The organism is Streptomyces sp. NPDC096046 (genome assembly GCF_040303285.1).
Lineage (GTDB): Bacteria > Actinomycetota > Actinomycetes > Streptomycetales > Streptomycetaceae > Streptomyces.
This window is the reverse complement of record NZ_JBEOSZ010000051.1, coordinates 1-24,320: the sequence shown is the minus strand read 5'-3', so window position 1 is coordinate 24,320 and position 24,320 is coordinate 1. Positions and strand designations below refer to the sequence as shown.

Here is a 24,320-nt window from a genome sequence, read left to right as displayed (position 1 = left end):
GCGACCGTTCCCTTCTTCAGTTCTCCGTGTGATCCGTGTACTCGGTGTGATCCATGTGATCCATGTGATCCGTGTGACCGAGGGTGCCGCTGCCGTCGGTCAGCAGGGCCGTGAGCAGTTGCTTCAGCCAGGCGCGGGCGTGCTCCAGGTCCCGGTCCAGCAGCAGTTGCGTGGTGACGCCGTCGTACACGGCGACGACGGCGCGGGCGGCTCCGTCGGTGTCGCCCAGGACGGCGGGCAGCGCGGTGTGCCCGCGGGCCCGGCCGAGCCGGTCGGCGATCGCCCGACGCAGCCGCGCGCGGTGTTCGAGGAGGCTGCGCGCCACCTCCGGGTCGCGCGCCGCATGGACGAGGAAGTCCGTCTTGACCAGGAGCCAGTCGCGGTCGAGGAGCAGCACGTCGGTGACGCGGTCCACGGCGGCCGGCACGTCGAGGTCCGGCCCGTCGACGGCGAGGGCTCCGGACACCTGCTCCGCGATCAGGTCGGCCCGCTCGCGGTAGAGGGCGAAGAACAACTCGTCGAGGCTGGAGAAGTTGGAGTAGAAGGCGCCCCTGCTGTAGCCGGCGGCCTCGCACACCTCCTCGATCGAGACGTGCCCGAAGCCTTTGGCCGCGAGCACGGAGAACGCCGCGGCCAGGAGGTTGGCGCGCGTGTGGACACGACGCCTGGTCCCCCGCCCGGTGCTTCCTCCGACAGCCATGCCCGGCCCCCCTTTGGATACAGGACTGTATTGGATACGCCAGTGTATCGAAAGGGCCGGCCCTTTATGGAACATGTATTCGATTCAGAGGTAGGCTGGCCGTATGCACCTGCAAGGCTCCCTCTTCGACCAGGCCGACGAGCTGCGTCTCGGTCCGCTGGACGGGATCAGCCGGACCCACCTCGGCTTCGGCGCCTGGCTCGACGTGCTGCCCGGGTGGCTCAGCGGCTCGGACGCACTGTTCGAACAGCTCGCCGCGGAGGTTCCGTGGCGGGCGGAGCGGCGCAAGATGTACGACACCGTGGTCGACGTCCCCCGCCTGCTGGCGTTCTACAGCGTGGACGACCCGCTGCCGCACCCGGTGCTGGCCGACGCGCGGGACGCGTTGAGCGCCCACTACGGCGAGGAGTTGGGCGAGCCGTTCACCACGGCCGGGCTGTGCTACTACCGCGACGGCCGGGACAGCGTCGCCTGGCACGGCGACCGCATCGGGCGCGGTGCGCACGAGGACACCATGGTCGCCATCCTGTCCGTGGGAGCGCCCCGCGACCTGCTGCTGCGCCCGGTGGGAGGCGGCCGGGACACCGTGCGCCGGCCTCTGGGACACGGCGACCTCGTCGTGATGGGCGGCTCCTGCCAGCGCACCTGGGAGCACTCGATCCCCAAGAGCAGCCGGGCGACGGAGCCGCGCATCAGCATCCAGTTCCGCCCGCACGGCGTGCACTGACGGCGAACCGAACGACCCCGCCGCGCCGCCCGGTTCAGGCGGACCCGGCTCTTCCGTCCGCCCCGTCGAGCGGGTACGGGACATACACAGGGCGGGGCGAACATGCGGGCGGACGTACACCAAGTCGCGGACGGCACCTACCTGGTGCACGGCTCGAACACCAACTGGGTGATCCTCACGGAAGGGGACGCCGCCACGCTGGTCGACACCGGCTACCCCGGTGACCGGGAGCAGGTCCTCGCCTCCCTCGCGCAGGTGGGCAGTTCCCCGGAGGCGGTCGTGGCCGTGCTGATCACTCACGCGCACAACGACCACCTGGGTTCCGCCGAGTACCTGAGCGCCGCGTACGGCACACCCGTCCACCTCCGTGAGGCCGAGGTGCCGCACGCCCGCCGGGACTTCCTGCACCAGGTGGCCGTCGGGACGGTACTGCGGAACGGCTGGCGGCCGGGGGTGCTGCCCTGGGCCGTGCACGCGCTGCGCTCGGGCGGCACCGCTCATGTCCCGGTCACCGCTCCGCAGGCGTTCCCGGCGGCGGGCGCCCTGGACCTGCCGGGACGGCCGGTACCGGTGCACACGCCGGGCCACACCGACGGGCACTGCGCCTACCACCTGCCCGCCGGCGGTGCGCTGATCTCCGGTGACGCCCTGGTCAGCGGGCACCCCACCGCGCGCGTCGAGGGACCGCAACTCCTGCCGGACATGTTCCACCGGGAGCGGGCGCGGGCCCTCGCCTCCCTGGACGTCCTGGCCGGGCTGGAGGGCGAGCTGCTGCTCCCCGGGCACGGGCCGGTCCACCGCGGGGCGCTGCGGGACGCCGCGCACCGGGCCCGGGAACGCGCCCTTTAGAGTGAGGCGACGATCGGCGGCGAGACAAGGACACCCGGCGCATGGCACTGCAGATCAGCGCGACGAATCCCGAGCACCCCGCGCTCTTGCTGGAACTGCCGTGGCACCTGCCCCTGGAGGACTGGCCGGAGGAGTACCTCGTCCCGCTGCCGCGCGGCATCTCCCGGCACGTGGTGCGCTACTCCCGCGCCGGCGAGGAGGTCATCGCCGTCAAGGAACTGGCCGAGCGGCCCGCGCTGCGCGAGTACGAGCTGCTGCGCGGCCTCGACCGGATCGGCATCCCCGCGGTGGACCCACTGGCGGTGGTCACCGGCCGTACCGACGACAGCGGCGCCCCGCTGGAGAGTGTCCTGGTCACCCGGCACCTCGGCGGCTCGATGCCGTACCGCTCGATGTTCGAGACCACCATGCGACCGGCCACCATGCACCGGCTGATGGACGCGCTCGCCGTGCTCCTGGTGCGACTGCACCTGGCCGGGTTCGCCTGGGGCGACTGCTCGCTGTCCAACACCCTCTTCCGGCGCGACGCGGGCGCCTACGCCGCGTACCTCGTCGACGCCGAGACCGGTGACCTGCATCCGCAGCTCAGCGCCGGGCAGCGGGACTACGACCTCGACCTCGCCCGGGTCAACATCAGCGGGGAACTGCTGGACCTGGAGGCCTCGGGAGCACTGCACCCGTCCGTGGACCCGATCGAGTTCGGCACGGAGATCTGCGCCCGCTACCGCGGACTGTGGGACGAGCTGACCCGGGCCTCCGTCTACCCGGCCGGCAAGTACCACTACATAGAACGCCGCATCCGCCGCCTGAACGACCTCGGTTTCGACGTCGCCGAGATGCAGATCGAGCACGCCTCGAACGGCGACACGGTCAGCTTCGTGCCCAAAGTCGTCGACGCCGGCCACCACCAGCGGCAGTTGCTGCGCCTGACCGGTCTGGACACGGAGGAGAACCAGGCCCGGCGGCTGCTGAACGACCTGGAGAGCTGGATGGCGACCCAGGACGACTACGCGCCGGGCGACCCTCCCCCAAGTTCTCGGCTTCGCTCGAACAGGGGGGACCCCCATGGAGCCCGCCCCGAGGTGCTGGCGCACCGCTGGGTGCGGGAGGTGTTCCGGCCGACCGTGCGGGCCGTGCCGCTCGAACTGCGCGGTGCGATGGACCCGGCGGAGATCTACCACCAGCTCCTCGAACACCGCTGGTACATGTCCGAGCGGGCCCAGCACGACATCGGCATCGAGACGGCCGTCGAGGACTACATCAGGAACATCCTGCCCAAGGCGCGCAAGACGCTCCAGCCGACGGCGGAGTGAGCGGCCGGGGCCGTCACCCGTGCGGCACCACCGCCACCGGGCAGTCCGCGTGGTGCAGCATCCCGTGCGCCACCGAGCCGATGCGGGCGCCGACGGCCGTGCGGTGGGCCCGGCGACCGACGACCATCAACTGGGCCGTCCCGGCCACCGACAGCAGCACCTGACTCGCGCTGCCCATCTCCACGTGCTCCTCGACCGGCACCTCCGGGAAGCGCTCCCGCCAGGGCCGCACCGCGGCGGCCAAGGCCTTCTTCTCGTACGGCTCCAGTCCCCCGGCCTCGTCGAGCAGCTTCAGCGAGCCGGGGCTGTAGGCGAAGACGGGCGGCAGGTTCCAGGCCCGTACGACCCGCACGGTCGCCCGGCGCGCGGCGGCCGTTTCGAAGGCGAAGCGCAGCGCCTCGGCGCTGTCCCCCGGGTCGCCCTGCTGACCCACGACGATCTCCCGCCCGACGGCCTCGCAGGAGGGCTGGTCACCGGCCCGGACGAGCACCACGGGCCGGGTCGCCGCGGCGATCACCTGCTGGCCGACCGAGCCGAGCAGGAATCCGACGATGCGGCCGTGCCCGCGCGAACCGAGCACCAGCGTCTCGGCGTCGGCCGCGGCGGCGATCAGGGTGTCGACCACCGCGCCCTCGATGACATCGGTGGTCACCGCGAGGTCCGGATGCCGTTCGCCGACGGTTCCGACGGCCTCGGCGACCGCGCTGTGCACCCACTCGGCATGGCTGTCCGCGTCGCCCTCGATCCCCGCTGCGAGCGCCTCGCGCGGCTCGAACCGCCAGGCGTGCACGACGCGCAGCGGCCGGTCGCGCCGTACCGCCTCCCGCGCCGCCCAGGCGAGAGCCGCGAGGCTCTCCTGCGATCCGTCGACCCCTGCGGTGATCGGGCGTGTCATCCCGCTGCCTCCCTTGTCGCGATCACTACGTGCCGCGGCCCAGTCTTCCCTACCCCCGGTGGGGCCCACCCCGCCGGAGTCGATCTCCGTATCGGAGCGACGCCGGGCGATCGAACATACGATGGGCGGAGGTCGGCGCGGTGCCCGGGACGCCGCGCCGTGGGTCGACCGCCCGGTGTGGGGGACGTATGGCGCAGGCCGCCGACACGGCGCGTACGCTGCCGAAGATCCCGGCGTACCCCGCCGAGCCCCGCGGGCGGGGAGGGGGCGCCGACCGTGCGGACGGCGCAGCCGCACCCCTCCCCTCGTCCGCGCCCTGGGAAAAGAAGGTTGGTTCTGTGCCGCAGGCTTCATCCGTCACGCCGGTTGTCGGACGCGATCCCGAACTCGCCCGGCTGTCCGGGGTGCTGGAGCGCGCCCGTGCCGGCGACGCGCGGGCCGTGCTGGTGGGCGGGGACGCCGGAGTCGGCAAGACGCGGTTGCTGGACGAGATCGCGGAGCGGGCCGGGGACGCCGGGATGACCGTCGTCACCGGGCACTGCGTGGATCTCGGGGACGTCGGGCTGCCGTATCTGCCGTTCACCGAGATCCTGGGAGTGCTCGCCGCCGATGAGCGGTTCTCGGCCGCCCTGGCCGATCACCCCGTGGTCGAGCGGCTGCTGGGGGCCGGGTCCGGCTCCGCACGGGACGGGGACGGGCGGCTGCGGCTGTTCGAAGGGATGGCGGGACTGCTGGCCGAGGTCGCGCGGACCGCGCCGCTGCTGCTGGTGCTGGAGGACCTGCACTGGGCCGACCAGTCGTCGCGCGATCTGCTGCGGTTCCTGCTCGGCCGGGGCGTGCTCCGGCAGCGGCTCGCGGTGTTCGCCTCGTACCGCGCGGACGACCTGCACCGCCGGCATCCGCTGCGGCCGCTGCTGGCGGAGCTGGTACGGCTGCCCGCGGTCGAGCGGCTGGAGCTGCGGCCACTGGCCGATGCCGACGTGGACCGGCTGGTGCGGGCCCTGGAGCCCCGGCCGCTGCCGGACACCACGGTGCGGCGGATCGTGGAGCGGGCGGAGGGGAACGCCTTCTACGCGGAGGAGTTGCTCGCCGCCACCGACACCCCGTCAGGTGGGGTGCCCAGCGGGCTCGCCGATGTGCTGCTGATCCGTTTCGGGCAGCTCTCCGAGACCGCGCAGCAGGTGTTGCGGACCGCCGCCGTCGCCGGACGCCGGGTGGACCACCGTCTGCTGCGGGAGGCGGCCGGACTGCCGGAGCCGGAGCTGGAGTCGGCGCTGCGCGAGGCGGTGGGGCGGCAGCTGCTCGTCGCCGGGGACGACGACACGTACTCCTTCCGGCACGCCTTGGCCCGCGAGGCCGTCTACGCCGATCTGCTGCCCGGGGAGCGGTCACGGCTGCACGGCGCGTTCGCGCGGCTGCTCGCCCGACGCGGGAACCTCGCCGAGAGTGCCGCCGAGCGCGCCCACCACTACCGGGAGAGCCATGACCTCGCCGAGGCGCTGGCCGCCTCCCTGGAGGCAGCCGATCACGCCCAGCGGGTCGGTGCGCCGGCCGAGGAGCAACGGCATCTCGAAGCGGCCCTGGACCTGTGGCCGGCGGTCGGTGCCGAGGCCCGGCCCTCCGGGGCGGGTACCGACCGGGCCACGCTGACACTGCGTGCCTCGGCGGCTGCCGCGCACGCCGGGGAGCTCCACCGCGCGGTGTCCCTCGCCCGGTCCGCGCTGGCCCAGCTCGGCCAGGACGCCGACTCCGAGCTGGCCGCGCGGGTGCGCTACACCCTCGCCGGAAACCTGCTGAGCGTCGACAACCTGACGGCGGCGTTCGCCTACAGCAGCGAGGCCCTGGCGATGATCCCGGAGGATCCTCCGTCGCACACCTGGGTGTGGGCGGCGGCCACGCACGTCATGGCCGCCCGCTACGTCGGGGAGAACGACACCGCGCTGGAGGTAGCCCGCCGGGCCCTGGACGTGGCGGAGCGGCTGGGAGTGACCGACGCCCAGGCCGACCTGCTGATCTCCCTGGCCGGCTTCGACGACGGCGGGAGGCGCAGCCCGAAGGGCCGTGAACGGCTGCTGTGGGCCCGGGAACTGGCCGCGCGCTCGGGCAACGCGGCCGTGGAGCTGCGGGCCCTGTTCAACCTCGCCATGGGCTGCTACGAGAACGGCAACCTCGCGGAATGCGTGCCCTGGCTCACGGAGGGCCTGGACCGGGCCCGGCGCGCCGGTCTGCTGTCGTCGCCGTACCCGCTGGAGATGCGCTATCTACGGCTGCTGGTGCTGAACGTGCTGGGCCGCTGGGACGAGTGCGTGCGCGCGGCGGCGGCCGATGCCGAGGTGCTGCCGGCCGCCGGCGGTTACACGGCCGGTCCCGCGCTGTTCGTGATGCTCGCACGGGGGGACTTCTCGGCCGCCGACCGGGCGCGTGCCCTGCTGGAGGGGCCGTTCGACTGGATGGCCACCCTGGTCGCGGGCATCGTGCTCACCGACGCGGCGGCGCTGTGCCGGGACCCCGAGGACGCGGTGCGGTGGATGCGGTCCACGGTCACGGCCCTCACCGACGAGACGGGTGACCGCCCGGACGTCACGGTGCGGCTCGCCGCGCTGGCGCTGTCGGCGGTGGCCGATGCGGCCGTCGGACAGCGGTCGGCCGGTGACGAGGCCAGGGCCCGCCGCTGGACGGAGACCGCGACCGAACTGGTGCAACTGGCGCGGACGATGGCCACCCGCGACGACGGCACGCCTCAGGGTCCCGAGGGGCAGGCGTGGCTGGCCCGGGCCGAGGCGGAGTGGGCCAGGGCGGCGGCGGAGCCGGACGCGGCGGCCGCCTGGGCGAAGGTGGTGACGGCGTTCGGCTACGGCGACGTCTACGAGCGCGCGCGGTGCCGGCTGCGCTACGCCGAGGCTCTGGTGGCGGCCGGGCGGCGTGAGGAGGCGGCGGCCGAGGCCCGGGCGGTCCGGGAGACCGCGGACCTCCTCGGCGCCACCCCGCTGCGGGAGCGGGTGGACACCCTGATCCGACGCGGCCGGCTGCCGGACAGGCCGGGTGACGGCGTCCGGGCCACCGTGCTCACCGCACGTGAGCAGGACGTGATCCGGTTGCTCGCCCTGGGCCGCAGCAACCGGCAGATCGGCGAGGAACTGTTCATCAGCGGCAAGACCGCGAGCGTGCATGTCTCCAACATCCTCGCCAAGCTGGGTGCGTCGAGCCGTGGTGAGGCCGTGGCGGTCGCCCACCGCGAGGGCCTGATCGCCCCGGAGCCGTCGGCGTCCGGCTGACCACCCGGCCCGCAGCGTCCCGGCGCGCTAGCCGGTCCCGCAGCCGAGGGTCTTCGGATCGACGGCGTCGGCCATCGCCCGCATACCCTTGTCGTTGGGGTGCAGATGGTCACCGCCGTCGAACGCGGCGAGCATCCGCTCGGGGTCGTGGGGGCTGCGCAGGACGCGGTCGAAGTCGGTGACCCCGTCGAACTCGCCGCTGTCGCGGATGAAGGCGTTGACCCGCCGCCGCACCGCTTCCCCCGCGGGGTCCCACTCCGGCCAGCCCTTGAAGGGAGCGATCGTGGCGCCTACGACGCACTTCCCGGCCGCGTGCGCCCTGTCGATCAGCCTGCGGTATCCGGCGATCAGTCCGGCACTCGTGGCGCCGGGCTCGGCCTTGATGTCGTTGACGCCCTGGAAGAGGAACACCGTGCGCACGCCCGGCAGCGAGAGCGCGTCTCGTCGCAGCCGGTTCAGGGCGCTCTGTCCGGGGCCGTCGCGGAGGACCTTGTTCCCGGCGATGCCCGCGTTGGCCACCCCTTCGACCGTGCCTCCGACCGAACTCAGGCGGCGGGCCAGGTAGTCGGGCCAGCGACGGTCGCGGTCGGGCGTGGACCGCCGGCCGTCGGTGAGGGAGTCACCGAGGGCTACGACCGCTCCCGTCTCCTCGCGCGGCCGTACGGTGACGGCGTCGAGGTAGTACCACGAGCCGGTCCGCTGCTTCCAGTGGGCCGCGCCCTCCTCCGCGGTGTGGTCGCCGTCGGTGATGTACGACGTCTGCAGCGCCATCCGGTGCCCGGTGAGCGTGCCGCCCGCCCGGGACACGTACAGGCTGACGGCGAGGGTGCGCTCGGCGGGGACGCGGCCGGGCAGGGGATCGCTGTAGACGATGCCGCCGGCGGGGACGGTGACGGAGCGGGCGCCGGCGAAGGTCAGGCGCCCGTTGCTGCCGGGGACGAGCGAGGCGCCGTCCTGTCGCAGGCCCGCGTGGGCGTTGCCGAAGGTCACCGGCCGGTCGCCGAAGGCGTTGGACAGCCGTACCCGCAGGCCGCTGCCGCCGACGCTGGTGTGCACCATCAGCCGGTAGCCCCTGCCGTCGGCCGCCTCGCCGACGTGGTCGGCGGAGGAGGCCCAGGTCACCACGTCCCGCCCGGCGGCTGTCGGGCCGCCGGGCGTCGGGCTCGGCTGCTCGCCGGGCACCGTGCCGGTCCCGCAGCCCAGCGCGACGCAGGCGGAGAGGGCGGTCAGGGCGGCGCGCCCGTGGGGGCGTGCGGTGCGGGGCATCGTCGGTGCTCCTTCGGCCGGTCGGTGGTGTGCGCGCGGGGTCGCCGGGCGAGGTTCCGGAGGGTCACGGAGCCGCCGGGCGCGAGGCAGATCCTGCGGGTCGTCCCGGCGTACGCCACCGTAGTGGCGCGGCCGTCGACGCTGTGCGGGGGTGGCCTCGACGGGCGTGCCGTCGCGTCGGCGCGGGGTCGAGGAGGAGGACGCCGCGCACGCCGGCGCCCCGGACGCGGCCGTCACCGGCCGAGGCCTTCCGGAGCACGTGCGGCGACCGGACGTGCCCCGGTCGCCACCGGACGGGCATGGCGAGCGCAGTCGCCCCTTCCGCGCGCGATCTTGGCGGAGGGAGACGCTTCGGGCGAGGATGCCGGTATGAAGGGTGACCTCTTTTCCAGTGAGCACATGGTGCAGCCGGCCGTAGCGCCGGGCATGACGGTCGAGAACGCCAAGTGCATCCGGTACACGGTGAACGGCGAGATGCTCGCCCGGCAGGGCGCGATGATCTCCTATCGCGGCAACCTCCAGTTCGAGCGCAAGGGCCAGGGCGTGGGCGGCATGCTCAAACGCGCGGTCACCGGGGAGGGGCTGCCCCTGATGGCGGTGCGCGGGCAGGGCGAGGCGTGGTTCGCGCAGGAGGCGCAGAACTGCTTCGTCGTCGATGTCGAACCGGGTGACGAGTTCACGGTCAACGGCCGCAACGTCCTGTGTTTCGACGCGACGTTGTCGTACCGCATCGCGACCGTGAAGGGCGCCGGCATCACCGGCGGCGGCCTGTTCAACAGCGTCTTCACCGGGCAGGGCAAGCTGGGCCTGGTGTGCGAGGGCAACCCGCTCGTCATCCCGGTCTCACCGCAGTATCCGGTGTACGTCGACACGGACGCGATCGTCGGCTGGACCGCGGGCCTGCAGACCTCGCTGCACCGCTCCCAGTCCATCGGGTCCATGCTCCGCGGAGGCTCCGGCGAGGCCGTGCAGTTGCTGCTTCAGGGCGAGGGGTACGCCGTCGTCCGGCCGAGCGAGGCGACTCCGCACAAGCCCGGTCAGCACTGAACTCGCCCCGTGGGCTTCCGGTTTGGCTCGGCCAGGGCGAGACCCTCACGGTGATCTGCGCCTCAGAGGCAACCCGGTCGGTTCCGCCGACGTCTTGATCGGCAACAGGTGATGCCCTGGCCTTCGGGCCAGGGCACGTTTCCACCCCTCTATACACGCCATGTATACGCACTATGTATACATGGCGTGTATACGGACCGAAAGGCACCGATGTACGGCAAGGCATTCGCCCCCGAGTACCAGGGCGCTCTCACCACCCTGTCCGTCAACTCCTCACTGACCGACGTCCTGGCCGCCGGCACCGAGCAGTTGAAGGCCGCCGAGCGTGCCGGACAGCCCGGGGAGGCGGCGCGTTCCGGACTGGCGGTGGCCGAGGCGCACCGCCGGCTGGGCCGGGTCGAGGACGCGGACCGCGCCTGGAAGGCGAGTTACCGCGCGGCCCGGCAGGCCGGCGACCTCGCGGCGATGGCCTGGGCGCTGTGGAGCGGCGGTACGCTGGCCCGGCAGCGCGGCGCCCTCCCGCTGGCCCGAAGGCTGCTCCAGCTGGCGGCCGACCTGGGCGAACGCGGCGGGGACGTCGTCGCCCGCGGTTACTCACTGGCAGGCCTGGCGGAGACCGGCCGGATCCAGGGCGACTACGAGGCCGTCGAGCGGCTGCACGAGCAGTTGCTCGCCGAAGCCCGGCGGCGCGGGGAGGCGCGGCACACGGTGTGGGCACTGGAGGGCATCGCGCAGATGCACCGCAACACCGGGCGTTACGACACGGCGTACGCCCTGTTCGAGGAGGCCGCCGAGATCGCCGCTCGCGCCGAGGACCGGCGCGGTCACGCCTGGGCGCTGCGCGGGCTGGCCGATGTGGTCTCGGTCCGTGACGGGGACACCGAGCGGGCCCTTGAGCTGTTGAGCGAGGCGGAGACGACCTGCCGGGCGATGCGGCTGTCCAGTGCGCTGGCCTACAACCACAAGATGCGCGGCAACGTCCTGTACCGGGCGGGGCGTTACGCACAGGCGCGCGAGCTGTACGAGCGGGCGCTCGCGGAGTTCCGCGAGATGAGCGAGCCGCGCGGGGAGGCCTTGTCCCGGCTGGGCCTCGCCAAGTCCCTGGCCCGGCTGGGCCGCGACCGCGCCGAGACGGCGGCCGAACTGGCCGACCTCGCCGGCCTGCTGGAGCGGATCGGCCTGCGGCACGCCCGCGAGATGGTGGCCCGGGCTCATGAGGAACTCGGCATACCGGCGGACGCGCGGGCGACGGAGGCGGCACGGTGACAGCGCTGCCGACGACGGTGGAGGCGGCGTGCGGGGGCACCACGACGGCGTCGTCCCCGGCCACGCGGACGCGACCGTCCCCTGGCCCGGGTGGAGCGGCACGCCTGGGCGGGAGACACGATCTTCCGGCCGGTGCCGACGACACGCTCCGGGTTCTCGACCGCTGCCGCGCCCTGACCCGGCCCGCTCTGGAGGAAGCCATCGGCCGGCTGCACCCCTGGGTCGGTGAGATGGCCGCCTATTCCTTCGGCTGGTGCGAGGTCGGCGGTGCGCCGGCCGCCGCCTCCGGCGGCAAGGGCGTACGGCAGGCGCTCGCGGTGCTCGGGGCGGAGGCGGCCGGTGCGCCGGGGCGGGCCGGCGTGACGGCGGCCGTCGCGGTGGAGTTGGTGCATACCTTCTCCCTGCTGCACGACGACATCATGGACGGCGATACGGACCGGCGGCGCCGCCCGGCCGTGTGGAAGGCCTATGGCACAGGGCCCGCGGTGCTCGCCGGCGACGCCCTGTTCGCGCTGGCCGTGGAGACGCTCGCCGCGCAGCCGGGAGGTGGCGGGGCCGTGCGGACGCTGTCCGCGGCGCTGGGCGACCTGGTGCGCGGGCAGGCGGACGATCTCCTGTTCGCGGACCGTCCCTGGACCGGACCGGAGCGGGTACGGACCGAGGAGTACCGGGCGATGGCGGAGCACAAGACCGGCGCGCTGCTGGGGTGCGCCGCAGCGCTCGGTGCCGTGCTCGGCGGCGCCGGCCCCGAGACGGCCGGCGCGCTCGACCGGGTGGGCCGGCATCTGGGGATCGCGTTCCAGATCGTCGACGACGTCCTGGGGATCTGGGGGGATCCGGCTGTCACCGGCAAGCCGGTCCACGGTGATCTGCGCGAGCGGAAGAAGACCTTCCCGGTGCTGGTGGCGCTCGGTTCCCCGGCGGGTGACCGGATCGCCGCACTCCTGGAATCCGGCGACGCGCCCCGCGCGGCGGCGCTGATCGAGGAGGCGGGCGGGCGCTCGACGGCCATGGCCGAGGCCCGGCGGCACATCACCGCCGTCGAGACAGCCCTCGCCGGAGTGCCATTGGCCGCAGCGCCCGCCGACGAGCTCCGGTCGCTGCTCGGCCATCTGCTGCGGCGCGAGGTCTGAACCGAGCGGAACGGCCGCCCTCGGCACGACCGGTGCAAGACGCTCGGCACGACAGGGCCGGTCCGCGCCAGCCGAACGGCCGCCCTCGGCACGACCGGTACCAGACGCTCGGCACGACAGGGCCGGTCCGCACCAGCCGAACGGCCGCCCTCGGCACGACCGGTACCAGACGCTCGGCACGACAGGGCCGGTCCGCACCAGCCGAACGACCGCCCTCGGCACGACCGGTACGAGACGCTCGGCACGACGGGGCCGGTCCGCACGCGGGCACGGGCCGGTCCTTCCCCTCGGACATCGCGTTGACCTCGCCCCCTTTCACACGTCAGGGTTCGACTCGGCGTGCTCCGCGACCCCGCGCCGGAAGGATGACAGTCATGATCGGCATCTCGGAGATCGAGGCCGCGGCCGGGCGGATCGCCGGGCACGTCGTACGCACCCCGACCGTGGACAGCCCGGGGCTGTCGACCCTGCTCGGTGCCCCGGTCACCGCGAAGCTGGAGCTGCTGCAGCGCACCGGCTCGTTCAAGGCGCGCGGGGCGACGGCGAAACTGTTGTCGCTGGGCGAGGCGGAACGGGCCGCCGGGGTGGTGGCGGTCAGCGGAGGCAACCACGGGATCGCCCTCGCGGTCATGGCCGAGGCCCTCGATGTGAAGGCCACCGTGGTGATGCCGCGCTCGGCGCCCGCCCGAGCCGTGGAGATCGCGGAGGCGGCCGGCGCGTCCGTGCGGCTGACCGACGACATGGACGGCGCGTTCGCGCTGATGACGCGACTCCAGCAGGAGGGCCTGACCCTGGTCCACCCCTTCGACGACCCGGAGGTGATCGCCGGACAGGGCACGGTCGGGCTGGAGTTCGCCGCGGACGCCGGTGAGCTCACCGACGTGCTCGTGAGTATCGGCGGTGGCGGGCTGATCGCCGGGGTCGCCGCGGCGCTGCGGGCGCGCCGGCCCGGGGTGCGGGTGTGGGGCGTGGAGACCGAGGGTGCCCAGGCCATGTCCGAGGCGCTGGCGGCGGGCGGCCCGCTGCCGGTCGCCCTGTCGTCGATCGTCTCCACGCTCAGCGCCCCGTCCGTCTCGCAGCTGACGTACGACCATGTCTCCGCCCTGGTCACCGAGGTGTTCGTGGTCCCGGACCGGGATGCCGTCCAGGGCTCGCTGGACCTGGCCGACCATGCCAAGGTGTGGGCCGAACCGGCGGCCGGCTGTCTGCTGCCCGCCGCCCGGCAGGTCCTGGAGCGGGTCGGCGAGGGGGCGCGGCTGGGCCTGGTGGTGTGCGGGGGCAACGCGACGACCGGTGACGTTTTCGCCTGGTCGCGCCGCTTCGGTCTGAGCTGAAGCCCCGGCCCCTCTCGGGGAATCCACCTGGAATTCATCGAGGGCTCCGAGTTCAGCGGTCGCGCACGTCCCGCATTTACCGCCGGTTACCAGCTGGCCGGGCCCGGAATTGTGAATCCCCGGGCGGGGAGCGGAGAATTCTCCGCCCCCGCCGTGCCCAGCGCGGGCGAGGTGAAACCGCGCCCGCGCCCCCGAAAAGACCGCTTTTCTTCGCACACATGCTCCCATCCCCTGAACAAAAGACAAGAATGACCGCGGAGTTGCGATCGGATTGAACGCACGCCGCCCCGCTCCCCGTACCTCTGGAAAAGGTGAGAGCCAGGTTTCCAGCGAGGGATGGCCATGGGCAGGGCGCACGTCTCCACACACCAGTTGGTCGCCGGCCGGTACCGGCTGCTCGAGATCATTCAGCGCGAGACCAACCGCATCTGCTGGTACGCCGAGGACACCGGAGCCGGTGAGATCTCCCGCCCGTGTCTGGTGACCCAGGTCGGGCTTCCGGAGGACCCGCGCGCGGCCGAGCGACGGGCTGCCTCCCGTCTGCTGCGCATGTCCGAGAGCATGGCGCTGCTGTGCCCCGGCCGGATCGCCGCGGTCGTCGACGCCGTCGAGGAGGGCGGCGCGCTGTGGACCGTCAACGAGTGGATCGACGGCACCCCCCTCGGTGAACTCCTCTCGGAACAGGGCACGTTCAACTACGTGCGGGCGGCACGGATCGGTCTCGGGCTGCTCGACGTGCTGGACGCCGCGCACGCCGAGGGCATCACGCACGGTGAGCTGAGCCCCGGCCAGGTGTTCGTACGCGCCGACCACTCGGTCGTCGTCACCGGCTTCGGCCTGGCCGGCGCGACCCTCGCCCCCCGCCTCACGGCGCCCGCGTACGCCTCCCCGGAGCAGGCCCGCGACCAGCGCATCGGCCCCACGGCCGACCTGTGGGCACTGGGCGCGATCCTCTACACGGCGGTCGAGGGACGTCCGCCGTTCCGTGACCGGGGGCGGCCGGAGAACACCCTCAAGGGCGTGGACCGGCTGCCGCTGCGCACGCCGGTGCGGGCCGGGCCGCTCACCCAGGTCGTGCAGGGACTGCTCCGCAAGGACTCACGGGAGCGGCTGACCCGTCCGGTGGTGCGCGAGGCGCTGACCCGCGCGCTCAGAGAGGACCCCGAGGCGGCCCTGTCCGCGGCGTCCGTCCCGCGGCTGCGGGGCGCCTACGCCGCGCTGCGGCCGGGGAGCCCGGCGTGGAGCAGACGGACCGTGGTGGCGGGCACGGCCCTGGCCGTCGTCACCGTCGCGGTCGCCGTGCTCGTCGCCACCCAGGGGCTGCCCGGCACGGACGGCGGCAGTGACACGGCAGGATCGCCGGTCCGGCCGCCGGCCTCCGCCGCCACGCCGGGCGGGGGCACCGGCGGCGACAGCCCCGAACCCTCCGGGGCGCCCAGCCCGCCCCCGTCCTCCTCCCCCAGCCCCACTCCGTCGTCCCCGGCACCCACCCCCACGACCACGCCGTCCCGTCCGGCTACGGCCCTGCCGAGCGGTTTCCAGCGCTACCGGGCGGCGGAGGGCTTCTCCGTCGCGCTCCCCGAAGGCTGGAAGCGGCTGGACACCGACCGCCAGGGCGAGCTGGCCTACCGGGTCGTCTTCGGCGCCGAGGGTGACGACCGCACGCTGGCCGTCACCTACAGCGCACGCGTCGGGCCGGACCCCGTGGCCGTGTGGCGGGACGACGTCGAGCCGAACCTGAAACGGGCCGACGGCTACGACCGGATCGGAACCATCCGCGCGACGACGTACCAGGGACGCGAGGCCGCCGACATGGAGTGGACGGCGGACGTCGACGGCACCCGCGTGCACACCTACGGCCGAGGTTTCCTGCTCGGTGAGGGCCGGGGTTTCTCGCTGCGCTGGACGACCCCCGACGCCGACTGGGACGACGCCGCCAACCAGGAGGCGCTGCGCACGTTCTTCAAGACCTTCCGGCCCGGCTCAGACTGAGCCGCGCGGGGCGCGCAGGGAGGTGAACCGGCCGCCGTGCAGGGGCTGGGTGCGCCAGTGCGCGGTGAGCTTCCGGTCCGCGAGGGAGCAGGTCAGCGCCAGGCGGTGCGGCGTCTCCAGGAACACCACCTCCACGGCCAGCGTGTCCGGCCCGGTCCAGCCGCCGCTCACCGCGGTCGGCACGCTTTCCTCGGCGACCGTCCAGCCGTCCGCCGTGAGGCGCAGGTCCAGCCGGTCCGGCTGGTCCGGGCGGTCCGCCGCTCCGGTGAGCGCGAGCGTCCAGCCGTCCGTGTCCCGGGCGAGCCCGGCCGACCGGACCGGTCCGGCGCCGGCGGAGGGCGTGAAGTGCGTGGCCGCCCAGTCCCCGTCCCCCTCCACAGGCGTGGGCCGGCCCGGCGCGGACGGCAGCGAGAGCCGGCCGAGGCGCTCCCCCAGCTCCGCGTCGGCGGCCTCACGACCGGTCAGCGGCTCCGGTCCGAAGGCCGGCAGCAGATGCTTCCAGACCAGGTTCAGATACTCCTGCATCCGCTCGGTCGCCGCGGTCGCCGCGATCACGGCGTCGTGCTCCGGCAGCACCAGGCAGAACTGGCCGAACGCGCCGTCGCCCCGGTAGCCGTGCCGGGACGTCCAGAACTGGTAGCCGTAGCCCTGGTCCCAGTCCTGCCGGTCCGTCTCCCCCATGGCTCCCGCGGTCTGCGTACGGGGGCGCGAGGCCCGGGCGGCCCATCCCCGCGGCAGCAGCCGCTCACCCGCCCAGAGCCCGTCACTGAGATACAGCTGTCCGAGCCGGGCGACGGCGTCGGTGGTGGCGTGCAGACCGCTGAAGCCGAGTTCGCGGCCGGTGCGGTCCCGCAGCCAGGCCACCTCTCCGATGCCCAGCGCGTCCAGCAGCCGGGGCCGCAGATACCGGGTGAGCGGCTGCCCGGTCACCCGCTGGACGATCGCGGCGAGCGTGTAGGTGGCGGGCTGGTTGTAGGCGAAGACGGTCCCCGGGTCGCCGTCCGGGGGCAGCAGCAGGAACTGCCGGACGGGCTCGGCGATGCCCCGTCCGAAGGCCTCGTCGACGGTGTCCCGCCGGTGGCCGCTCGCCATGGAGGCCACGTGCCGGACGAGCATGGCCCGGCTGCGCGGGTCGGTGATGTCCGCCTCGAACTCCGGGAAGTACGAGATCACCGGCGCGTCGAAGTCGAGCAGCCCCTCGGCCTCGGCCAGGGCGGCGGCGGTCCCGGTGAAGCTCTTGCTGAGCGAGTACAGCAGATGGGGGCGCTCGGCGGTGTACGGCGCCCACCAGCCGGAGGCGACCAGATGCCCGTGCCGCATGATCATCAGGCTGTGCGGCTCGATCTCGGGGGCGGCTTCCAGGGCATCGAGGAAGGCCTGGACGCCGGAGGCGTCGACCCCCTGGGTGGCGGGAGGGGACGTCGGCAGGGCGGAAGCACTCATGCATGCATCCTGCACCCGTCGGCTGACCTTGATCGAGCCGTTTCCGGGCTCTCCGTCAGGGGACTCGCCGGTTATGGTGCAAATCGGATACACGATGATGACCGAACAGGCCGGCCCCCGAGAGCTCGTCGACCACGTGGTGCGGGCCGAGGAGGCGGGCTTCGACTTCTCGGTGACCTCCGACCACTACTTCCCGTGGCTGCGCTCGCAGGGTCATTCGCCGTACGCGTGGGCCGTGCTCGGCGCCGCCGCCCAGGCCACGTCACGTATCCCGCTGATGACGTATGTGACGTGCCCGACGTTCCGCTACCACCCGGCGGTCGTGGCGCAGAAGGCGGCGACCCTTCAGCTTCTGTCCGAGGGCCGCTTCCGGCTCGGACTGGGCTCGGGCGAGAACCTCAACGAGCACGTGGTGGGCGGCGGCTGGCCGTCCGTCGAGGTGCGGCACGAGATGTTCGAGGAGGCCGTGGACATCATCCGCGCCCTCTTCGAGGGCGGCCACGTCACCCGTCGCGGCACGCACTTCGACGTGGAGTCCGCCCGGCTGTGGGACCTGCCGGACCAGGCGCCGCCCATCGGCATCGCCGTCTCCGGCGAGCGGTCCTGCGAACTCGCGGGCCGGCTGGGCGACCTGGTGATCGCCACGGAGCCCAAGGCCGGGCTGCTGGAGGCGTTCGACCGGCACGGCGGTCAGGGCAAGCCCCGCGTGGGCCAGCTGCCCGTCTGCTACGACCCGGACCGGGACACGGCCGTCAAGCGGGCCCACTCCCAGTTCCGCTGGTTCGGCAGCGGCTGGAAGGTCAACTCGGAGCTTCCGCACCCGGATTCCTTCGAGGCGGCGACCCAGTTCGTCACGCAGGACGACGTGGCCGAGTCCATCCCGTGCGGTGACGACCCGGACGCCTTCGTCGACGCCGTCCGCCCGTATGCCGAGGCCGGGTTCACCGAGATCGCACTCGTCCAGATCGGCGGTGACACGCAGCCGGCGTATCTGGACTGGTCGGAGAAGACCCTGCTGCCCGCGCTGCGCGACGCGTTCGGCTGACGTCCCCGGCCGGCGCCTCCACGACCTGTTCGACCAGTAGAGCCCTCCGCCCCGGGGGGCTCTACTCCACGAGCGCGCTCATCCGCCGGGCCTCCTCGGCAGTGGGCGGGAACCGGCCAGGAGAAGGGGCAACAGCAGCCGCCGGACGAGCAGTGCCGCACCGTGCCGGGCATCCTCGCGCACCGGCGCCCGGCCGGGACAGCGGTTTTCGGCCGGGCCACGCGGGGGTGAACGGCGAGGTCAGCGGGTGCCGCTAGGCTTCCGCCCGCACCTTGTGCAGTCCGATCTGCCCCGCCTCAGGAGAGTCGTCCGTGACCGTAGCCATCACCCCGCCCGAGACGTCCCCCGCTGCCCCGGAGCCCGTCTGCGACCCGGTCGCGCGGGACGCGCGGGAGTTCGGGGCGTATGCCCGGACCGGAGGGTGGGCCTTCGGTCTGAAGGTGGCGCGCAGCGTGCGCCCCGGCGGTCAGGGCGCGGACGAGACATCGAAGGTGTCCGCGAAGGAGTTCGCGGAACTCGCCGGCTGCTCCCCGGAGCGGGTCATGCGCTACTACAAGGCGTGGGACCGGGCGGCCGACGACGGGATGGTCCCGCACTTCGAGGCGCTGGCACCGGGCCAGGAGGTGGACCTGCCGGACGCGGACGTGTGGCTGAGCTACTACGTCTCCCGCAACAGCGCGGCCTCCGAGCGCGGCACCGCCATCTCGGAGGCCGCCGAGGCCGAGGGCATCCGGCCCACGAAGGCCCTGGAAGTGGCGGAGAACCCCACCGCCCTGCGCGCCGCGATTCTCGCCGACCCCGCCACCGCCCGCGCGGCCCGCCAGGCCCTGCTGGACCGCGTCCGCGAGGACCCCGGCCTCCAGTCGGAGCTGGCCCGTGACGTGGTGCGCACCGATGAGCTGAAGAAGGCCGTCGCCGGCGAGAGCAGGGCTGCCGACCGGATCGGGTACGTGCGCCAGATCGCCGAGTCGGGCCAGATCAAGACGCCGGCCGGGCAGACCGTCGACGCGCCCGCCGACCTGCGCCAGGAGGCCGAGCGGCACCTGTCGCTCCTCGACGAGCTGGACGAGGGCGAGGACGCCGGCGAGTGGGCGGCGGAGGCGTACGACACGATGAAGTCCCGCGTCGTCGAGGTGGTGGAGGCCGACCCGGGGCTGCGGGTGCGGGAGCGGCGCACGAAGTTCTACAGCAGCCTGCAGAAGGCGACCAAGGTGTTCGAGGAGCTGACCTTCGACGACGCCGGGGAGTTCTACGAGGACGACATGGTGCAGCGCCTGGAGGAACTCCAGCGGGCCGTCTCCGTATGTATCGAGTCGCTGCGGGGCGCTCGCGGGAATCACCCGGTCGGCTGAGCATTCCGGCCGGATCGGGGGTACTAGAGGGTGTCTACGTCGGTTCTTCCCGGAGGCCTCCTCGTGAACTCGTTCGTCCACAAGACCCTGGTGGTGCAGCTCCAGGCGGGCGACACGGACCGTTTCTCCGTGCTCGCCCACCTGAGCTACGACGCCGCGGACCCGTTCGCCGTCACCGTGGTCTTCAGCCATGACGGCCGCGTTCTCGCCCGGTGGCAACTGGACCGGGAGATGCTCGGGGACGCGCTGCGGCGTCCGGTCGGGGTGGGCGACGTGCGGATGCGTCCGGAGACGCGGGGTATGTGGCGGGAGCTGCGCATGGAGTTCCTCGGCGACGCCCGCCCCGACGGCGGCCGGCACCACGCGGTGGTGTTCGCGTGGGCACCGGGTTTCGCGGCCTTCCTGCGCGAGACCTACGACGTGGTTCCGCAGGGCTGCGAGGAGGTCCGTGTCGACGATTTCCTGGCCGACGTCATCGCCGGGGGTTGACGTACGGCCGGTATGAGGAGGCGTACTCGTGCCGTACACGCCCGCCAGGACGATGGGACCGCCGTCCCCACGACCGGTTCGGCCACCTGATGCGGGGCTTGGTGCCGGCCGTGCTGGTGCGCGAGCCGCTGGTGCGCACTTCCGCGCTGGGCGGCAAGCCGTCGGCCAGCGCCGCTGACCGTGTGCGCGTGCCTGGCCACGAGCCTGCTGCGGCTCGGCCGGGCGCACGACCGGCACCCGGCGAAGGCGCCCTCACTTCGACGTGTACCGGTGCCGGGTCCACAGCGGCAGGACGAACCAGCACAGCAGGTACCAGCCGACCACGCCGGCGACCAGGTAGGGCACGAAGCCGTCGTGCGTCGCCACGCGCAGGATGAGCAGCAGTGAGGCGGTCGTCGTGGCGAGCAGCAGTACGAGGCCGAGGAGGGTGAGCCGGGAGGCCAGCCGCACCGCATGGGGCTTGACGCGCCGACCGGAGACGAGACGGTGCAGGGACACCGGGCCTATGAGGGCCCCGGTCGCGCAGGCGCCCAGCACGACCGTCACGAGGTAGATGGTCTGGTCGGTGCCGGAGAGGTCGTCGTACTTCTGGGTGAACACCACGGTGAGCAGGAAGCCGAACAGGATCTGCACACCCATCTGTGCCACGCGGACCTCCTGGATGAGCTCCACCCACATCCGGTCCGCCCTCTCCTCCTCCGTCTCGTTGCGCCCCCGGCGCATGATCCCGCCCTCTGACGCGTCCACCACTGTTCCTCCCGGTGTGAGCCGTGAGCCCTCCTCTTTCCCGGGTTCCCCGTAACGACTCCTCTTCCCGGGCTCCGCGACGGTTTGAGCGATCAGGGGACGGTTACACGGACGGCGCGAATGTCGCAGAGTTCTAGGAGGTCGTGGACGCATGTCCGGTACGCAGCTCACCGTGACGCTCAGCGGCGGAGGCGCCGACGACGCGCGGGCGGTCGTCCGCGCCCTGGAGGGCACGTTCGGGGCGCCGGACGAGCGTCCGGCCGACGAGAACGCGACCGTGCACACGGCGACCTTCGGCGGTGAGGCGCAGGCGGGTCCCGCCGACGGCGGCGGTCAGGGGGCCGACCGGCTGTCGGCGCCGGTGACCGTCACCGTGCAGGGCAGCCCGGAGGCCGTGCGGCGGGCGAGCGACACCCTCACCGCCGCTTTCACGGCACGCGACGACGGCGCCGCCTCCGGCGACCAGGAGCAGGAGAGGCAGCTGCTCCTGGAGCCGTGAGCCGGGGCCGCTTCCTACCAGCGGCCTTCGACCTGGTTCTTGATCCGCCGGTCGTACAGGTCGCGGATCGCCGCCTGTGTCTCGCCGGGCAGTTCCGGGAGTCGGGCGGCGGCCGCGTTGGCCCGTGCCTGCTCGGGTGAACGCGCGCCCGGGATCACGGTCGTGACGCCGGGCTGCTCGACGATCCAGCGCAGGGCCAGCTGGGCGGGGGTGTATCCCTCGGGGGCGAGCGCCGCGAACTCGGCGGCCGCCTCCACACCGGTGGTGTAGTCGACGCCGGAGAAGGTCTCGCCCACGTCGAAGGACTCGCCGTGCCGGTTGTAGGTGCGGTGGTCGTTCTCCGGGAAGACGGTGTCCCGGGTGTACTTGCCCGACAGCAGGCCGGAGGCGAGCGGGACGCGGGCGATGATGCCGACGCCCGCCTCACGGGCGGCCGGGAGCACGTGGCGCAGGGGTTTCATGCGGAACGGGTTGAGGATGATCTGCACACTCGCCACGTTCGGCCGCGCGATCGCGGTCAGCGCCTCCTCGCAGGTCTCGACGCTGACTCCGTACGCGGCGACGCGCTCTTCCTCCACCAGGGTGTCGAGGGCGTCGAACACCTCGTCCGTGGAGTAGACGGGTGTCGGCGGGCAGTGCAGCTGCACCAGGTCGATGCGGTCGACGCCGAGGTTGCGCCGGGAGCGGTCGTTCCAGGCGCGGAAGTTGTCGAGCACGTAGTTCCCGGGAATCTGGTCGACCCGGCGGCCCATCTTCGTGGCGACCATGACGTGCAGGTCCGGGCGGCCGCTGAGGAACGCGGCGATGGTCTGCTCGCTGCGGCCGTCGCCGTACACGTCGGCGGTGTCGAAGAAGGTGACCCCGGCCTCTGCCGCCGCCTCCAGTACCGAGAGGGCTTCCTTGTCGTCGACGTCTCCCCAGTCGGCACCCAGCTGCCAGGTGCCGAGACCGACGACGGAAGCGTGCTGACCCGATCTGTCGAATGTGCGCTCGTCCATGGGCGTCAGTCTGTCATCCGCCGGGGCACTGCGCGGAACGGATCCCTCCGGCCTGCCCACCGGGCTCTATTCACTCACACGAGTGAATAGAGGCGACAGGGACGCGTCACGTGTCAACCGGCCTCTAGCGTGCTTGCCGTGACCACTGGTTCAGCGAACAACCACCCTTCGGACGCGTCGCCCTGGACCCGCCGGGGGTTTCTCCTCACCGCCGCCGCCCTGGCCGTCGTGCCCGGTCTGCCCGCGGATCCGGCGGTCGCCGCCGCCGAGTTGCCGGACTTCCCCACCGACGTCGCGCTGTACCGCTCGGCGTACCGGAACTGGGTCGGCGAGATCACCGCCGACGGCCTGTGGGCCTGCGCGCCGGACGGCCCGGAGCAGGTGGTCGCCGTCGTCAACTGGGCGCGGGGGCACGGCTGGCGGGTACGCGCCCGGGGCGCCTCGCACGGCTGGTCGCCCCTGACGGTCACCGAGGCGACGCCGTCCGGGGCGCCGGTCCTCCTCGTCGACACCGCACCCCATCTCACCGGCCTGGCCCTGGACTCCCCCACCGCCGTGCGCGCGGGCACCGGTGTGACCCTGGAGGCGCTGCTGACCTTCCTGGAGGAGCACGGCCTCGGCGTCACGGCCACCCCCGCCCCCGGCGTGCTCACCCTGGGCGGCGCCCTCGCCGTCGACGCGCACGGCACCGCCGTACCCGCGCGCGGCGAGCAACGGCGGCCCGGGCACACGTACGGCTCGCTCAGCAACCTGGTCCTTTCGCTGACGGCGGTCGTGTGGGACCCGCGGGCCGGCGCGTACGTGCTGCGCACGTTCCACCGCGACGAGGCCGACTGTGCCGCGCTGCTGACCCATCTCGGGCGGTCCCTGGTGACCGAGGTGGTGCTGCGGGTGGGCGCGAACACACACCTCAGGTGTGTGAGCCGTACGGACATCCCGGCCTGGGAACTGTTCGCCGCGCCCGGTTCGGGCGACGGGCGGACCTTCGCGAGCTTCCTGGACGAGGCGGGCCGGGTCGAGGCGATCTGGTTCGCCTTCACCGAGCACCCCTGGCTGAAGGTGTGGAGCGTCTCCCCGGTCCGGCCACTGACCTCGCGGAAGGTGACCCGGCCGTACAACTACCCCTTCTCGGACAACATCCCGGAGCCGGTGGCGGCACTGGTCGGCCGGATGACGTCGGAGGCCGCCTGGTACCTGGCTCCGGTGCTCGGCACGGCGCAGTACGAGGCCGCCGCGCTCGGGCTGGTGACGACGCTGTCCGCCGACCTCTGGGGGCCGTCCAAGAACACGCTGCTCTATCTGAGGCCGACCACACTGCGCGTGCACGCCAACGGCTACGCGGTGCTCACCTCGCGGGGCAGGGTGCAGCGGGTGGTCTCCGAGTTCGCGGCGTTCTACCGCGAGCGGCTGACGGCCTACTCCGCCCGGGGCAGCTTCCCGGTGAACGGCTCCGTGGAGATCCGGGTGACCGGACTGGACGACCCGGGCGACACGGGGATGGCCGGGGCCCGTCCGCCGCTGCTGTCGGCCCTCCGGCCGCCCGAGGACCATCCCGAGTGGGACACGGCCGTATGGCTGGACGTCCTGACGCTGCCGGGCACGCCGGACGCGGAGGCGTTCCTGCGCGAGATCGAGCGGTTCCTGCTGCGCGCCTTCGACGGCGGGTTCGCGCTCACCCGAGTGGAGTGGTCCAAGGGCTGGGCGTACACGGACGACGCGGTGTGGAGCGACGAGGAGGTACTGGGCGACGTCGTTCCGGCGGCGGTCGGCCCCGCCGCGTGGGCGGAGGCGGACGCGGTGCTGGACCGGCTCGACCCGCACCGGGTGTACGGCAACGCCTTCCTGGACCGGCTGTTCGGCTAGTGCCGCGGCAGGCAACGTTTGCCCGTCAAGGAGCGGCGTCCGGTGCGTGCTCTCGGCGTGCCGGGTGCAAGCCCTCGTACTGGGTGT

General features: G+C 73.2%; 20 protein-coding genes and 1 pseudogene. 15 read left to right on the top strand and 6 right to left on the bottom strand.

Annotated features, from left to right (window positions below; translation table 11 throughout):
- Window positions 1–16 precede the first annotated feature (16 nt).
- Window positions 17–700 (bottom strand): TetR/AcrR family transcriptional regulator, encoded by a 684-nt coding sequence (locus tag ABTX62_RS31690; protein WP_352119390.1) that lies wholly within the window; start codon window positions 698–700, stop codon window positions 17–19.
- Between the two features lie 103 nt (window positions 701–803).
- Here ABTX62_RS31690 and ABTX62_RS31685 point away from each other — a divergent pair, with 103 nt between their 5' ends.
- From ABTX62_RS31685 to ABTX62_RS31675, 3 genes are all read left to right on the top strand, one after another.
- On the top strand, window positions 804–1,427 hold the full coding sequence (locus tag ABTX62_RS31685) for an alpha-ketoglutarate-dependent dioxygenase AlkB (RefSeq protein ID WP_352119389.1): 624 nt from the start codon (window positions 804–806) through the stop codon (window positions 1,425–1,427).
- 102 nt (window positions 1,428–1,529) lie between these two features.
- Window positions 1,530–2,276 (top strand): MBL fold metallo-hydrolase, encoded by a 747-nt coding sequence (locus ABTX62_RS31680; RefSeq protein ID WP_352119388.1) that lies wholly within the window; start codon window positions 1,530–1,532, stop codon window positions 2,274–2,276.
- A gap of 41 nt (window positions 2,277–2,317) precedes the next feature.
- A complete protein-coding gene (locus ABTX62_RS31675) occupies window positions 2,318–3,589 on the top strand; it encodes a DUF4032 domain-containing protein (RefSeq protein ID WP_352119387.1) in 1,272 nt (423 codons plus the stop codon).
- Window positions 3,590–3,602: 13 nt separating this feature from the next.
- Here ABTX62_RS31675 and ABTX62_RS31670 read toward each other — a convergent pair whose 3' ends face one another.
- Window positions 3,603–4,484, bottom strand: a complete 882-nt coding sequence (locus tag ABTX62_RS31670; protein ID WP_352119386.1) for a universal stress protein — start codon at window positions 4,482–4,484, stop codon at window positions 3,603–3,605.
- Between the two features lie 338 nt (window positions 4,485–4,822).
- On the opposite strand from ABTX62_RS31670, the gene ABTX62_RS31665 reads away from it, so the two are divergent.
- Window positions 4,823–7,759 carry a helix-turn-helix transcriptional regulator gene (locus tag ABTX62_RS31665; RefSeq protein WP_352119385.1) on the top strand — a complete coding sequence of 979 codons (2,937 nt, stop codon included), beginning with the start codon at window positions 4,823–4,825 and terminating at the stop codon, window positions 7,757–7,759.
- Window positions 7,760–7,786: 27 nt separating this feature from the next.
- On the opposite strand, the gene ABTX62_RS31660 is transcribed toward ABTX62_RS31665, so the two are convergent.
- Entirely contained in the window at window positions 7,787–9,025 is a 1,239-nt protein-coding gene (locus ABTX62_RS31660) for an SGNH/GDSL hydrolase family protein (RefSeq protein ID WP_352119384.1), read from the bottom strand.
- 369 nt (window positions 9,026–9,394) lie between these two features.
- On the opposite strand from ABTX62_RS31660, the gene ABTX62_RS31655 reads away from it, so the two are divergent.
- The 5 genes from ABTX62_RS31655 (at window position 9,395) to ABTX62_RS31635 (ending at window position 15,797) form a co-directional block, all read left to right on the top strand.
- Window positions 9,395–10,072, top strand: coding sequence for an AIM24 family protein (locus ABTX62_RS31655; protein WP_352119383.1), 678 nt, complete (start codon window positions 9,395–9,397; stop codon window positions 10,070–10,072).
- A gap of 210 nt (window positions 10,073–10,282) precedes the next feature.
- Window positions 10,283–11,338, top strand: a complete 1,056-nt coding sequence (locus ABTX62_RS31650; RefSeq protein WP_352119382.1) for a tetratricopeptide repeat protein — start codon at window positions 10,283–10,285, stop codon at window positions 11,336–11,338.
- 104 nt (window positions 11,339–11,442) lie between these two features.
- Window positions 11,443–12,471 (top strand): polyprenyl synthetase family protein, encoded by a 1,029-nt coding sequence (locus ABTX62_RS31645; RefSeq protein WP_352119418.1) that lies wholly within the window; start codon window positions 11,443–11,445, stop codon window positions 12,469–12,471.
- A 374-nt stretch (window positions 12,472–12,845) separates the two neighbouring features.
- The gene (locus ABTX62_RS31640; RefSeq protein ID WP_352119381.1) at window positions 12,846–13,805 is read left to right on the top strand and encodes a threonine/serine dehydratase family protein; all 960 of its coding nucleotides are present in this window, start codon (window positions 12,846–12,848) and stop codon (window positions 13,803–13,805) included.
- Between the two features lie 342 nt (window positions 13,806–14,147).
- Complete coding sequence (locus tag ABTX62_RS31635) at window positions 14,148–15,797, top strand: serine/threonine protein kinase (protein WP_352119380.1); 1,650 nt, start codon at window positions 14,148–14,150, stop codon at window positions 15,795–15,797.
- On the opposite strand, the gene ABTX62_RS31630 is transcribed toward ABTX62_RS31635, so the two are convergent.
- Window positions 15,789–17,240 (bottom strand): serine hydrolase domain-containing protein, encoded by a 1,452-nt coding sequence (locus ABTX62_RS31630; RefSeq protein WP_352119379.1) that lies wholly within the window; start codon window positions 17,238–17,240, stop codon window positions 15,789–15,791. The two genes, ABTX62_RS31635 and ABTX62_RS31630, sit on opposite strands and share 9 nt — an antisense overlap.
- A gap of 73 nt (window positions 17,241–17,313) precedes the next feature.
- Between ABTX62_RS31630 and ABTX62_RS31625 the strand changes: the two genes are divergently transcribed.
- The 4 genes and pseudogenes from ABTX62_RS31625 to ABTX62_RS31610 form a co-directional block, all read left to right on the top strand.
- A complete protein-coding gene (locus tag ABTX62_RS31625) occupies window positions 17,314–18,285 on the top strand; it encodes an LLM class F420-dependent oxidoreductase (protein WP_352119378.1) in 972 nt (323 codons plus the stop codon).
- A 311-nt stretch (window positions 18,286–18,596) separates the two neighbouring features.
- Window positions 18,597–19,637 (top strand): hypothetical protein, encoded by a 1,041-nt coding sequence (locus tag ABTX62_RS31620; RefSeq protein ID WP_352119377.1) that lies wholly within the window; start codon window positions 18,597–18,599, stop codon window positions 19,635–19,637.
- Between the two features lie 63 nt (window positions 19,638–19,700).
- Entirely contained in the window at window positions 19,701–20,126 is a 426-nt protein-coding gene (locus ABTX62_RS31615; protein WP_352119376.1) for an SsgA family sporulation/cell division regulator, read from the top strand.
- A gap of 53 nt (window positions 20,127–20,179) precedes the next feature.
- A pseudogene (locus ABTX62_RS31610) lies at window positions 20,180–20,330 on the top strand (DUF2238 domain-containing protein); the annotation flags it as partial.
- A 48-nt stretch (window positions 20,331–20,378) separates the two neighbouring features.
- Here ABTX62_RS31610 and ABTX62_RS31605 read toward each other — a convergent pair.
- On the bottom strand, window positions 20,379–20,876 hold the full coding sequence (locus tag ABTX62_RS31605) for a DUF6328 family protein (RefSeq protein ID WP_352119375.1): 498 nt from the start codon (window positions 20,874–20,876) through the stop codon (window positions 20,379–20,381).
- A 148-nt stretch (window positions 20,877–21,024) separates the two neighbouring features.
- On the opposite strand from ABTX62_RS31605, the gene ABTX62_RS31600 reads away from it, so the two are divergent.
- Window positions 21,025–21,372, top strand: coding sequence for a hypothetical protein (locus tag ABTX62_RS31600; RefSeq protein ID WP_352119374.1), 348 nt, complete (start codon window positions 21,025–21,027; stop codon window positions 21,370–21,372).
- Window positions 21,373–21,386: 14 nt separating this feature from the next.
- Here ABTX62_RS31600 and ABTX62_RS31595 read toward each other — a convergent pair whose 3' ends face one another.
- Window positions 21,387–22,370 carry an aldo/keto reductase gene (locus ABTX62_RS31595; RefSeq protein ID WP_352119373.1) on the bottom strand — a complete coding sequence of 328 codons (984 nt, stop codon included), beginning with the start codon at window positions 22,368–22,370 and terminating at the stop codon, window positions 21,387–21,389.
- Window positions 22,371–22,508: 138 nt separating this feature from the next.
- On the opposite strand from ABTX62_RS31595, the gene ABTX62_RS31590 reads away from it, so the two are divergent.
- Complete coding sequence (locus ABTX62_RS31590) at window positions 22,509–24,233, top strand: cholesterol oxidase substrate-binding domain-containing protein (RefSeq protein WP_352119372.1); 1,725 nt, start codon at window positions 22,509–22,511, stop codon at window positions 24,231–24,233.
- Window positions 24,234–24,320 lie beyond the last annotated feature (87 nt).

Excerpts from the sequence above, each read along its gene's own strand:
- ABTX62_RS31690 (WP_352119390.1), bottom strand. The coding sequence starts at position 700 with ATGGCTGTCGGAGGAAGCACCGGGCGGGGGACCAGGCGTCGTGTCCAC.
- ABTX62_RS31685 (WP_352119389.1), top strand. The coding sequence starts at position 804 with ATGCACCTGCAAGGCTCCCTCTTCGACCAGGCCGACGAGCTGCGTCTC.
- ABTX62_RS31680 (WP_352119388.1), top strand. The coding sequence starts at position 1,530 with ATGCGGGCGGACGTACACCAAGTCGCGGACGGCACCTACCTGGTGCAC.
- ABTX62_RS31675 (WP_352119387.1), top strand. The coding sequence starts at position 2,318 with ATGGCACTGCAGATCAGCGCGACGAATCCCGAGCACCCCGCGCTCTTG.
- ABTX62_RS31670 (WP_352119386.1), bottom strand. The coding sequence starts at position 4,484 with ATGACACGCCCGATCACCGCAGGGGTCGACGGATCGCAGGAGAGCCTC.
- ABTX62_RS31660 (WP_352119384.1), bottom strand. The coding sequence starts at position 9,025 with ATGCCCCGCACCGCACGCCCCCACGGGCGCGCCGCCCTGACCGCCCTC.
- ABTX62_RS31655 (WP_352119383.1), top strand. The coding sequence starts at position 9,395 with ATGAAGGGTGACCTCTTTTCCAGTGAGCACATGGTGCAGCCGGCCGTA.
- ABTX62_RS31650 (WP_352119382.1), top strand. The coding sequence starts at position 10,283 with ATGTACGGCAAGGCATTCGCCCCCGAGTACCAGGGCGCTCTCACCACC.
- ABTX62_RS31640 (WP_352119381.1), top strand. The coding sequence starts at position 12,846 with ATGATCGGCATCTCGGAGATCGAGGCCGCGGCCGGGCGGATCGCCGGG.
- ABTX62_RS31635 (WP_352119380.1), top strand. The coding sequence starts at position 14,148 with ATGGGCAGGGCGCACGTCTCCACACACCAGTTGGTCGCCGGCCGGTAC.
- ABTX62_RS31630 (WP_352119379.1), bottom strand. The coding sequence starts at position 17,240 with ATGAGTGCTTCCGCCCTGCCGACGTCCCCTCCCGCCACCCAGGGGGTC.
- ABTX62_RS31625 (WP_352119378.1), top strand. The coding sequence starts at position 17,314 with ATGGTGCAAATCGGATACACGATGATGACCGAACAGGCCGGCCCCCGA.
- ABTX62_RS31600 (WP_352119374.1), top strand. The coding sequence starts at position 21,025 with ATGTCCGGTACGCAGCTCACCGTGACGCTCAGCGGCGGAGGCGCCGAC.
- ABTX62_RS31595 (WP_352119373.1), bottom strand. The coding sequence starts at position 22,370 with ATGGACGAGCGCACATTCGACAGATCGGGTCAGCACGCTTCCGTCGTC.